Here is an 11,898-nt window from a genome sequence, read left to right on the forward strand (position 1 = left end):
TCTCCAAGAAGCATAACTCCAATTCACAGGAACTACCTTGAATCTTATTTTCAAAATCAATCCCTTTCTTAATCACCCTTTATGAAACAAACTTTACTATTTTCCTTCTTCTCTTTATTCTTTTTATCAACTGCTATTGCATAGACAGGCACAGCTGAGAAAAAAGTGACTGATAATATTTGTGCCTGTATTTCCAAGCTTGACTTTGATAATATCACAGACAAAACCACGGCAGAAAAGGCTCTTATGGACTGCTTCTCCCAACAATCAAATCTGTTATTAGATTTGGCCGATGAAAAAAAGATAAACGTAACAGATCAGTCTGCCATGAGAGAGCTAGGCATTGGGGTTGGTAAAAACCTGATCCGGGAAAACTGCCAAGGATACTTAAAACTATCTGTAATTATAGCAAAAGGTTCAGAAGCCGGAGCGGCTGTAACTGGCACTTCTGAGGGCAGATTTAAAAGAATTGACACCAAGGAATTCAACTACTTTGTCTTAACAGACAACACCAACAATGAAAAATCTTTTATCTGGCTTAGACAGTTCCCTGGCTCAGAGAACTTCACTGCTGATGTTAAGAAATTCACCAACAACAAGCTAAAAATCAAGTGGCAGGAAATTGAAGTATATATTCCTTCGGCCAAGAATTATTACAAAATAAAAGAAGTAGTGGGGATAGAAGTTTTGTAAAACGCCATATACTCTTTAAGCTATTTGAAGCATCTGCTTCACCCTATTACCAAAAAGCAACGGCCACTTTCTCAGGAAAGTGGCCGTTGCTTTTTGGCTTATTTTCAACAAAACAGGCTAAAAACATTTTCGCTTTCTACCGCAGCCGAGAAGCTTTACTTATCCTTCTGCCCACCCAGTAATTCACCACTGCAAAAAGAAGAACAAAGATGGTCAGTTCCCAAAGGCCTGAAAAGGTGGAGGGTCCTTCTTTCACGGTAAGCACATCCTGCCCCAAACGGTAGACAATATTACCGGCCCAGTGCGCGCCTACGCTGTACCACAGATTTTTGGTATAGACCAGCGGAATGGCCAGCATGATACCCAACGCGAACAGATACGCCAACGCAGCAAAACCGTCATCAAGGGAATAGAGGTGGTTCAGGACGTAGACCGCGGAAGACACCAACACAAATCCCCACCTACTCAACCGGCCTTGCAGATGGCCAAAAAGGTAGCCTCTGGTGAGAATGTCCTCGGCTAGGGAAGGTAGAAATGTTCCTGCCGCAAAGATCAACGTCTGGGTTACCAAAGTAGAAAAATCGGGTACAAAGGTTACCACCTCTATGCCCATCCACAGCCGAAGAGCAAAAGCTAATCCGTTTACCAGTAAGCCCAGCGCCAATCCTAACAGCAGCAGGAGCGCATACTTCTGGTTGAACTGCATGCCCCAGGCTCTCAGGCCCCGGAAGCCCTGCAACCGGGCCACCAGATAAGCCACCGGCACCACGGCCAGCATTAACCCCAGAAACAGCGGAATATGCTGGTGGAAACGCATAGCGTACTCGGCGGCATGGTACGTCAGGGCCAAGGCCAGGTAACCTGCTACAATGGCCAGCCAGGAATGGGCTCTGGTAAAGCTCGGCGGAGTGGTTTGGACAAGCGGCATCTTTTACAAGAAATAAGAAGGTGCGTTCAGTTCGGTTTCACTGCAAATATAGAGCTATTTAGATATTGCTTCCACCCACGTTTTCAGCGCCTAAGCATGATAACCGGAAGAGATAAGCTTAAACATAGCCTTGCCCCTATGTTCTTAATTCACTACCTTATCCAGCTCATTCCGTTTCAGGCTTACTTTCTCAAAAACATGCGCAAAACGCTACTCCCCTTTCTCTTCGCTTTTCTGGCATTTTCCCAGATCTGGGCCCAAAACAAACCCGCAGGCATCGCCGGTAAAACCGCGGGCATGCAGAAGTTCAGTGGTTATTTCCCGTTTTACTGGGACGAGGCCACCGGCCGTATCCTGCTGGAGATTGACAAACTGGACCAGCAATTCCTATATGTGAACTCCCTGGCCGCCGGCCTCGGCTCCAATGACATCGGGCTGGACCGTGGCCAACTGGGCGGTGAGCACGTGGTGTATTTCCACAAAGTAGGGCCGAAGGTACTCTTGATTGAACCCAACCAGGGCTACCGCGCCATGAACGGCAACCCCGCCGAGGAACAGGCCGTGGCGCAGTCTTTCGCGCAGTCGGCGTTGTGGGGATTTAAGGTGGAAGCCACGGAGGGAGACAAGGTGCTGGTAGACGCCACTGAGTTCCTCCTCCGCGATGCCCATGACGTGGTGGGCAGCATCCGGCGCAGCCGCCAGGGCTCTTACCGCCTGGATGCCAACCGCTCGGTCATGTACCTGCCCCGCACCAAGAACTTCCCGCAGAACTCAGAGTTTGAGGCCACGCTCACCTTTGTGGGCGGTGAGGACGCCGGCGGTTTCGTGCGCAGCGTCGCCCCATCGGCGCAAGCCATCACGCTGCGCCAGCACCACTCGTTTGTGCAACTGCCAGACAAAAACTATACGCCCCGCGCCATGGATCCCAGAGGCGGCTACTTCGGGATTGAGTACTTTGATTTCAGCACGCCCGTGGACCAGCCTATTGCCAAGCGGTTCATTGCCCGGCACCGCCTCCAGAAAAAGAATCCGGCCGCTGCCGTCTCAGAAGCCGTGGAACCGATTGTGTACTACGTGGACCATGCCGCGCCGGAACCTATCAGAAGCGCGTTGCTGGAAGGTGCCCGCTGGTGGGCGCAGGCCTTTGAGGCCGCTGGTTACAAAGACGCTTTCAAAGTAGAGATCCTGCCCGTAGACGCTGACCCCATGGACGTGCGCTACAACGTAATTCAGTGGGTACACCGCAGCACCCGCGGCTGGTCGTACGGCGCTACCGTCTCGGACCCCAGAACCGGTGAGATCATCAAAGGTCACGTGAGCCTGGGTTCGCTGCGCGTGCGCCAGGATTTCCTCATCGCCGAAGGGTTGCTGGCGCCCTATGAACAAGGCAAACCCGCCAATCCCGAGATGATGAAAATGGCGCTTTCCCGCCTACGGCAACTGTCGGCGCACGAACTAGGGCACACCCTGGGCATCATGCACAACTACGCCGCCAGTGTGAGCAACCGCGCCTCTGTAATGGATTATCCCCACCCTACCGTTAAACTGACCGCGGGCGGCGAGATTGACCTTTCTGATGCCTATTCCTTGGGCATAGGTGAATGGGACAAAGAAGCCATCAAGTTCGGGTACCAGCATTTCCCCGCCGGCACCAATGAACTGCAAGCCCTGGACCAGCAGTTGCGCGAGGCCCACAAACGCGGCCTACAATTTATCTCTGACCGTGACTCGCGGGCTCCCGGCGGCGCGCATCCGCAGGCCCACCTCTGGGACAACGGCGCCAGCGCCTCTGAAGAACTGAAGCATGTATTAAGTGTGCGGCAGAAGGCCTTGGAGCGTTTCGGGGAGAACAACATCAAGCCCGGCGTGCCTATGGCGATGCTGGAAGACGTACTGGTGCCCATCTACAACTATCACCGCTACCAGGTAGAGGCGGCCGCCAAACTAGTGGGTGGCGTGAACTACACCTACGCCTCTCGCGGTGACGGACAGTTGGTAACCGAGTTCGTGCCCGAGGCCGAGCAGCAGAAAGCCCTGGATGTCCTGCTCTCCACCCTTCAGCCTAACGTGCTGGTGCTGCCGGAGAAAATCATCGCCGCTATTCCGCCCCGGCCCGCCGGCTGGTCTCCTACCCGCGAGCTGTTTGACAAACGCACTGGCCTCACCTTTGACCCGCTGGCTGCTGCAGAGGCCTCGGCTGATTTTACGCTGTCTTTCCTCTTCCACCCAGAGCGCGCCACCCGCTTGGTGGAGCTGAAAGCCCGAGGCAACAGATTAGGTCTGGATGAGGTCCTGGATCAAATCATCGACCAGACCTGGGAAAGCAAAAACGTATCGGGCATGAATGGCCAGGTGCAGCTACTCACCCAACAACTGGTGCTCACGCATCTAATGGCGCTCTCCCAAAACGAGGAAGCCTCCTACGCCGCCCGTGCCGCCGCGCTGCTGCAACTGAACCAATTGGAGAAGAAAGCCAAGAAACTGGCCAACTCCTCTAACGATGCCGTGAAAGCCAACGCGCTCCTGGCCCTTGACCGCCTCAAAAAACCACAGGAAGCCAAACCGCAACTCCACAAAGACCTTCCGCCCGGCGCCCCCATCGGCTCACTGGACATGATTGGCTGCGAATAGCGTTTTCAGCCGTTTTTCTGAAAACAGCCCTAAAACCCACCTCAAGCAGAGGTGGGTTTTTTATGGATTCTAATTTATAACACGCATATCGTCACCCATTGAAGTGGGTAGGGGATGACAATGCGGTTTGAAGAACCAGTGGCTTTACTACAGAGAAGAGGCTTCAAAGATGCTCCTTACGGAAGGGCAACCACAAGGGATTGCCCCTACATTCTGGGAATGCCATCATCAGCATGAGTAATCATCCCCCTACCCCCTTCAAAGGGGAACGAAATGCGTCACAAAGACTAAAAGAGGTATTCATCATGATCATCAGTTTGGCTGCAACCACACCTTCTATATAGAAAATAACCGATACTATTCCCTTGCAAATGCACTTGAAATTCTTATATTTAAATAACTAACCCTTAACTTCTTCCACCTTGAAAAGACGCGATTTCCTTCAACTTTCCGGCCTTGGGTTTGGTGCCCTCATGTTGCCGATTCCGCTATGGGGCAATGATGTTGCTCCGGAGGCGATGCTCACTCCCCTGGAAGCAACCGTGAAGAAACAAATTGCCGATGCGGCCCTCAACGCCGCCAAGTCTAAAGGTGCTTCTTACGCCGATGTCCGGATTGGCCGCTACCTGAACCAGTACCTCATTACCCGGGAAGACAAGGTGCAAAACACCGTGAACACTGAGTCTTTCGGCCTGGGCGTGCGGGTTTTGGTCAACGGGACCTGGGGGTTCTCCGCGATTGATGAAGTCACGCCCGCCGGGGCCGCCAAGGTTGCCGAGCTGGCAGTGGCTATTGCCAAAGCGAACTCCAAGCTGCAGACCGAGCCGGTAAAGCTGGCGCCGCAACAAGGTTATGGTGAGGTGAGCTGGAAAACGCCTATTGAGCGCAATGCCTTTGAGGTGCCGCTCAAGGAGAAAGTGGACATCCTCCTGGGTGCCAATGCTGCCGCCATGCAGAACGGTGCCAACTACGTGAATTCAGCCTTGTTTTTGGTAAACGAGCAGAAATACTTCGCCTCCACAGATGGTTCTTACATAGACCAGGACGTGCACCGCATCTGGCCCGTGCTCAATGTCACCGCCATTGACCAGAAAACCGGCAAGTTCGAGACGCGGCAATCATTGAGTTCTCCGGTGGGCATGGGCTTTGAGTACCTAAGCGGCCGGCCCGCCGATAAATACAAAGGCATTACCACCCGCTACGGCAGAACTTATGACATGGTGGAAGATGCCACCGCGGCGGCCAAACAGGCCAAAGAGAAACTCACCGCTAAATCTGTACTGGCGGGCAAGTACGATCTGGTTCTGGATCCCTCGCACCTGTGGCTCACCATTCACGAGAGTGTAGGGCACCCGCTGGAACTGGACCGGGTATTGGGCTACGAAGCCAACTTCGCCGGCACCTCCTTCGCTACGCTAGACAAGTGGCAATCCAAAAACTTCAAGTACGGCAGCCCGCAGGTGAATCTCTTCGCCGATAAAGTGCAGCCCGGCTCACTGGGTGCGGTGGGCTACGACGATGAAGGCGTGAAAACCAAACGCTGGGATCTGGTGAAGGACGGTACGCTGGTGAACTACCAGGCCACCAGAGACCAGGTGCATATTCTGGGAGAAAAAGAATCGCACGGCTGCTGCTACGCCGATAACTGGAGCTCGGTGCAGTTCCAGCGCATGCCTAATGTGTCTTTGGCTGCCGGCAAACAGAAGCTGAGTGTAGATGACATGATCAAGAACGTGGAAAAAGGCATCTACATCATAGGCGACGGTTCTTTCTCCATTGACCAGCAGCGCTACAATTTCCAGTTCGGTGGTCAACTGTTCTACGAGATCAAAGACGGCAAAATTGTGGGCCCGCTCAAAGATGTGGCTTACCAAAGCAACACCCAGGAATTCTGGAACTCCTGCGCCGCCGTCTGCGACGAGAGCGACTACCGCCTGGGCGGCTCCTTCTTCGACGGTAAAGGCCAGCCCATGCAAGTCAGTGCGGTCTCTCACGGCTCCGCCACCACCCGCTTCAATGGCGTGAACGTCATCAACACAGGTAGGAAAATCTAGCGATTTTCTGGTTCTGAGTTCTGAGTCCATAGTCTTGATTCAAATTCTTCAACTCAGGACTCAGAACTTTAGACTCAGAACTTTCAACAAGTAGTTTCAATCAACTGAAAGACGCTAATCAACCATGGCAATATATACCCAAGAACAAGCACAGGCCATCCTGAAGAAAGTGATGGCATTGAGTAAAGCCGATGAGTGCGAGGCTAACCTGAATGGCAGCAAATCTGGGAATGTCCGATACGCGCGCAACTCCGTATCTACCGCTGGCGAAGCCCATACAACCTCACTGGTGGTACAGTCTTCCTTCGGGAAGAAAGTGGGCACCGCTACCATCAATGAATTTGACGATGCCTCGCTGGAGAAGGTGGTCCGCAGGTCTGAAGAGTTGGCTAAATTGGCGCCTGAGAACCCTGAGTACATGGGCGTGCTGGGTCCGCAGAAATACATCACCACCAATCCGTACGTAGAGGCAACGGCAGCCATTACGCCAGACAAACGGGCCGAGATGGTGGCGCAAAGCATATCGGCCGCGAAAGCCAAAGAGCTCATTGCCGCTGGTTACCTGCAGGATTCGGTAGGCTTTCAGTCCATGATGAACAGCAAAGGGCTATTTGCTTACAATAAAGATACCGGCGTTGATTTCTCGCTCACGGTGCGCACGCCAGACGGCACCGGCTCTGGATACGTTTCCAGGGGATTCAATGATGTCAATAAACTAAACACCGCCACGGCCTCGGCAATTGCGGTAACTAAAGCCACAGGCTCAAAAGGCGCCAAGGCCCTGGAACCCGGCAAGTACACCGTGATTCTGGAACCTGCCGCGGTAGCGGTGATGTTGGAGAATCTGTTCTTCAACATGGATGCCCGCTCCGCCGACGAAGGTCGCAGTTTCCTCAGCAAGGCCGGTGGTGGAAACAAACTGGGCCAGAAACTGGTGGACGAACGCGTAACCATCTACTCAGACCCCTCGCACCCCGAGCTGCCTACCTCACCGTGGGCGCAGGACGGTCAGGCCCTGAACAAAGTCACCTGGATAGACAAAGGCGTGATAAAACAGATGCCGGTCTCCCGTTACTGGGCGCAGCAGAAAAAAACTACGCCGGTGCCATTTCCCAACTCGGCCATTATGCAGGGCGGCACCCAAAGCCTGGAAGACATGATCAAAGGCACCACCAAAGGTATTCTGGTGACCCGGCTCTGGTACATCCGCCCGGTAGACCCGCAGACGCTCCTGCTCACCGGCCTCACCCGCGATGGGACCTTCTACATTGAGAACGGCAAAATCAAGCACGCTGTCAAGAACTTCCGCTTCAACGAGAGCCCCATCATCATGCTCAACAACCTGGAAGCCTTGGGCAAAACTGAGCGCGTGGTCAGCGGCGAGTCCAGCAACAACTACCTGCTGCCCCCCCTAAAAATTCGGGACTTCACCTTCAGCAGCTTGTCTGACGCGGTGTAAGTGATCTCACAAAGGCCCTCTCCCACCGAGAGGGCTTTTTTAGGCCTACTTTCCAAGAATAAGTTCTAAAATGTAGCGTCGTTACACCGTAACGACGTGGTTCTACAGGGCAAAACCGCCTCCTTACTATATAATATAAACTGCCTTTACAACATTGTCTTGGAGCAAAGCCTTTCTGGTAGTGACGTTCTTGTTTCAAAGACACGCGTCGTTACAGTGTAACGACGCTACTGATTCCATTTTAGGCTCATCTTCAGGAAAACAGCCCCAAAACGCCTCCTTATTTAATTCAGGAATCACGCCTGTCTTTCGCCACCTATCTCACAGGAAACCGTACCCTTTTAAGAGGCTATTTCTTCGTACTTTTGCGGAAGTGCGCTGAAACGCGCTGCATTAACTTTGACACATGGCTAAAATAGCAATAAATCTTACCACCGCTTCCATCCAAAAGGAAGAGGTGATTGTGGGCATTGACCTGGGTACCACCAACAGTCTGGTGGCTTATATGCACCCCGAGGACCATGTACCCATCGCCATCAATGACCAAGGCTTGGGCACCATTGTCCCATCGGTAGTGCATTTCTCCAGAGAAGGGGAAGTGATTGTGGGCAATAACGCCAAAGAATACCTGCTAACTGATTCGGCCAACACCATTTATTCGGTGAAGCGCCTACTGGGAAAATCTTACCAGGACCTGGGCGAGCACAAGGACTTCTTCGGCTACAAGATCATTGACGATAACTCTGAGGGGCTGGTGAAGATTCGGGTGCAGGACAAATTCTACTCCCCTATTGAACTGAGCGCCGAGATCCTGAAGGAACTCCGCGCCCGCGCCGAGCACGCCCTGAAAACCCCGGTGAACCGCGCCGTAATTACCGTGCCCGCTTACTTCAACGATTCCCAGCGCCAGGCCACCCGCGATGCCGGGAAACTGGCCGGGTTGGAGGTATTGCGCATCGTGAACGAGCCCACGGCGGCTTCGTTGGCGTACGGCATCGGCTTGGACCAAAGCGAGGAGCGGACCATTGCGGTGTATGACCTGGGCGGTGGTACCTTTGATATTTCCATCCTGCGCATCCACCAGGGCATCTTTGAGGTGCTCTCTACCAATGGTGACACCTTCCTGGGTGGCGATGACCTGGACCGTGCCATTGTGAACCACTGGTTCCAGCAGAATCCTTCCCTAGCCACGCAGGTATCTGAGGATGCGAAACTATCCCAGGCGGTGCGTTTACAGGCCGAGGAGGCGAAGAAAGCCCTCAGCAGCCAGAATACCTTCACTAGTCAATTGAATGGCGTGGAGTTAGCCTTAGACCGGCCTACGTTTGATCAGCTTATCACCCCTATCGTAGACCGCACCATGGCTTCCTGCCGGATGGCTCTGAAAGACGCCAACTTGCAGCCCGAGCAGATTGACACCGTGATCATGGTGGGTGGTTCTACCCGCGTGCCCCTGGTGTACCAGTCCGTTTCTGAATTCTTTGGGAAGCCCGCGCACAATGAACTGAACCCAGATGAAGTGGTTGCTTTAGGAGCCGCCATCCAGGCTGATGTACTGGCCGGGAACCGCAAAGACATCCTGCTGCTGGACGTGACGCCGCTCACGCTAGGCATTGAAACCATGGGTGGCCTGATGGACTCCATTATCCCACGCAATTCCAAGATCCCTACCAAAGCCGGCCGGCAGTACACCACTTCCGTGGACGGACAGGTGAACATGAAGATCTCGGTGTACCAGGGCGAGCGCGATCTGGTGAAAGAGAACCGCAAACTGGCCGAGTTCGACTTAAAAGGCATTCCAGCCATGCCCGCCGGCTTCCCTAAAGTAGACGTGAACTTCATTTTGAACGCTGACGGAATCCTGAAGGTAGAGGCCATTGAGCTGCGCTCGGGTGTACGGCAGGAAGTGGAAGTGAAACCGCAGTACGGCCTCACCGATGAGCAGGTGGAGCAGATGCTGATGGACTCCATTACCCACGCCCGCGAGGACGTCTCCACCCGCATGGTCATTGAGGCCCGCACCACCGCCGAGCAGATGATTTACCAGGTAGAGCGCTTCGTGCAGAAAAACGGCGAGCACCTGACCTCGGAGGAAATTGATTTGACGAATCAGAACGTGCAGCGCCTGAAAGACGTCCTGCCTTCCGGCGATAAAGACACCATCCTGAAGGCCGTAGACGTACTGGAGGAGCAAACCAGTCCCTTCGCCGAGCGCGTAATGCAGATTTCCATCAAGAAAGCCATGACCGGCAAAAAGATTGAGTAATCTGTTTTAGGGCCGTTTTTCTAAAAACGGCCCTAAAACAAAAAGTCCCTAAAAGCAGAAGGCGCAACCGGTTAAGTTGCGCCTTCTGCTTTTAGGGACTAAAATAGGATTACTTCTCTTCTTCGTCTTTCTCCACAATGAGGTACAGGTCCTCGGTGGGTTTCTTCATGAGGTATTTTTCGCGGGCAAATTTCTCCAGCAGCGCGGGGTTGCTCATCAGTTCCTTGCGGTCTTTCTGTACCTCGGCAATTTTCTCCAGGTAATAATCGCGCTCCTCTTCCAGAATGGTGAGTTTGCGGCTGGTCTGAAACTGGGTGATGAAATCATTAGAGTCAAAGAAGAACATCCAGGCCAGGAAGGCCACACCAGTCAGGAAATAGAAATTACGGAAAAATTTAGGGACGCGTGCTAACATAGTCTAAACAAAAAAATGGCGGCAAACTTTCGCTTGCCGCCATGAATTTACAAAGAATCCCAGAAGGTATCTGCACAGGAAGCAAATCAATTCTGCAAATTCTGTTTATGTCCTGTTTTCTGAAAAACAGATCCAAAACGGATCATTGCTGATTCGCCTCATAGGCTGATTACATGTTCCGGCCCGGAAAATAAGCTACCTCGCCCAGTTCTTCCTCAATACGGAGCAACTGGTTGTACTTGGCCATCCGGTCTGAGCGGGAAGCCGAGCCGGTTTTGATTTGGCCGGTGTTTAACGCTACCGCCAGGTCAGCGATGGTGTTGTCCTCGGTCTCGCCTGAACGGTGGCTCATGATGCTCTTATAGCCGTTTCTGCGGCCTAAGTTGATGGCATCAATGGTCTCGGTCAAAGTCCCGATCTGGTTTACCTTGATGAGGATCGCGTTAGCGGTTTTCTGATCAATACCTTGCTGCAGACGCGTTACGTTGGTTACGAACAAGTCATCCCCTACCAACTGCGTTCTGTTCCCGATAGAATCGGTCAGGGCTTTCCAGCCGGTCCAGTCATCTTCGTCCATACCATCTTCAATGGAGATGATTGGGTATTTGTTTGCCCACTCGGTCCAGAAGCTCACCATCTCAGAAGAGGTAAGTTTGTCGCCGGTAGATTTCTTGAAGTGGTAGTGGCCGGTAGAGGCATCGTAGAACTCAGAAGCGGCAGCGTCCATGGCGATCATGAAGTCCTCGCCCGGACGGTATCCAGCGGCTTCAATCGCCTGCAATACCACCTCAATGGCTTCCTGGTTAGACCCGATGTTCGGAGCGAATCCACCTTCGTCACCCACGTTGGTAGACATACCTTTTTTCTTCAGTACGTTCTTCAGGTGGTGGAACACCTCGGTACCCCAGCGCAGCGCCTCAGAGAAAGAAGAAGCACCCACAGGCATTACCATGAACTCCTGGAAGTCGATAGAGTTGTCAGCGTGGCTACCGCCGTTCAGGATATTCATCATAGGCACAGGTAAGGTGTTGGCGTTTACGCCACCTACGTAGCGGTACAGAGACTGACCTGCCTCTTTGGCAGCGGCTTTGGCGGCAGCCAGAGAAACACCCAAAATGGCGTTAGCACCCAACTTGGCTTTGTTGTGCGTGCCGTCAATCTCAATCATGATCTTATCCAGCAGGCTCTGCTCGAATACATTGAAACCAACCAGTTCATCGGCAATGATGGAGTTCACGTTCTGCACAGCTTGCAGAACCCCTTTGCCCATGTACATGCTCTTGTCATCGTCACGTAACTCTACAGCTTCGTGTTTACCGGTAGAAGCTCCAGATGGAACAGCGGCACGGCCAACAATCCCGTTCTGGGTGATCACGTCTACCTCAACGGTAGGATTTCCGCGGGAGTCAAAAATCTGGCGGGCTTTGATGTCTTCAATTAAGCTCATATAGT

At 52.9% G+C, this 11,898-nt stretch carries 8 protein-coding genes; 5 read left to right on the forward strand and 3 right to left on the reverse strand.

The window, feature by feature from the left end; all coding sequences use genetic code 11:
• Positions 1–165 precede the first annotated feature (165 nt).
• Complete coding sequence (locus J3P34_RS04180) at positions 166–693, forward strand: hypothetical protein (RefSeq protein ID WP_210486549.1); 528 nt, start codon at positions 166–168, stop codon at positions 691–693.
• 136 nt (positions 694–829) lie between these two features.
• Here J3P34_RS04180 and J3P34_RS04185 read toward each other — a convergent pair whose 3' ends face one another.
• Positions 830–1,621, reverse strand: coding sequence for a CPBP family intramembrane glutamic endopeptidase (locus tag J3P34_RS04185; RefSeq protein ID WP_210486550.1), 792 nt, complete (start codon positions 1,619–1,621; stop codon positions 830–832).
• 198 nt (positions 1,622–1,819) lie between these two features.
• Here J3P34_RS04185 and J3P34_RS04190 point away from each other — a divergent pair, with 198 nt between their 5' ends.
• The 4 genes from J3P34_RS04190 to dnaK all read left to right on the forward strand — a co-directional run bounded on the left by J3P34_RS04190 (position 1,820) and on the right by dnaK (position 10,031).
• The gene (locus tag J3P34_RS04190) at positions 1,820–4,252 is read left to right on the forward strand and encodes a zinc-dependent metalloprotease (RefSeq protein ID WP_428480428.1); all 2,433 of its coding nucleotides are present in this window, start codon (positions 1,820–1,822) and stop codon (positions 4,250–4,252) included.
• A gap of 422 nt (positions 4,253–4,674) precedes the next feature.
• Positions 4,675–6,306, forward strand: coding sequence for a TldD/PmbA family protein (locus tag J3P34_RS04195; protein WP_210486551.1), 1,632 nt, complete (start codon positions 4,675–4,677; stop codon positions 6,304–6,306).
• 124 nt (positions 6,307–6,430) lie between these two features.
• The gene (locus J3P34_RS04200) at positions 6,431–7,765 is read left to right on the forward strand and encodes a TldD/PmbA family protein (RefSeq protein WP_210486552.1); all 1,335 of its coding nucleotides are present in this window, start codon (positions 6,431–6,433) and stop codon (positions 7,763–7,765) included.
• 406 nt (positions 7,766–8,171) lie between these two features.
• Positions 8,172–10,031, forward strand: a complete 1,860-nt coding sequence (dnaK, locus tag J3P34_RS04205) for a molecular chaperone DnaK (RefSeq protein ID WP_210486553.1) — start codon at positions 8,172–8,174, stop codon at positions 10,029–10,031.
• Between the two features lie 109 nt (positions 10,032–10,140).
• Here dnaK and J3P34_RS04210 read toward each other — a convergent pair whose 3' ends face one another.
• Complete coding sequence (locus J3P34_RS04210) at positions 10,141–10,446, reverse strand: FtsB family cell division protein (protein WP_210466549.1); 306 nt, start codon at positions 10,444–10,446, stop codon at positions 10,141–10,143.
• A 169-nt stretch (positions 10,447–10,615) separates the two neighbouring features.
• On the reverse strand, positions 10,616–11,893 hold the full coding sequence (eno, locus tag J3P34_RS04215) for a phosphopyruvate hydratase (RefSeq protein WP_210466550.1): 1,278 nt from the start codon (positions 11,891–11,893) through the stop codon (positions 10,616–10,618).
• Positions 11,894–11,898: the final 5 nt, after the last annotated feature.

Origin of the sequence: Rufibacter aurantiacus (assembly GCF_017916345.1) — a bacterium.
Taxonomy (GTDB): Bacteria; Bacteroidota; Bacteroidia; order Cytophagales; family Hymenobacteraceae; genus Nibribacter; species Nibribacter roseolus.

What these genes read in the sequence shown, in the direction of transcription:
- J3P34_RS04185 (WP_210486550.1), bottom strand. Translation starts at nt 1,621, where the DNA reads ATGCCGCTTGTCCAAACCACTCCGCCGAGCTTTACCAGAGCCCATTCC.
- J3P34_RS04190 (WP_428480428.1), top strand. Translation starts at nt 1,820, where the DNA reads ATGCGCAAAACGCTACTCCCCTTTCTCTTCGCTTTTCTGGCATTTTCC.
- J3P34_RS04200 (WP_210486552.1), top strand. Translation starts at nt 6,431, where the DNA reads ATGGCAATATATACCCAAGAACAAGCACAGGCCATCCTGAAGAAAGTG.
- dnaK (WP_210486553.1), top strand. Translation starts at nt 8,172, where the DNA reads ATGGCTAAAATAGCAATAAATCTTACCACCGCTTCCATCCAAAAGGAA.
- J3P34_RS04210 (WP_210466549.1), bottom strand. Translation starts at nt 10,446, where the DNA reads ATGTTAGCACGCGTCCCTAAATTTTTCCGTAATTTCTATTTCCTGACT.
- eno (WP_210466550.1), bottom strand. Translation starts at nt 11,893, where the DNA reads ATGAGCTTAATTGAAGACATCAAAGCCCGCCAGATTTTTGACTCCCGC.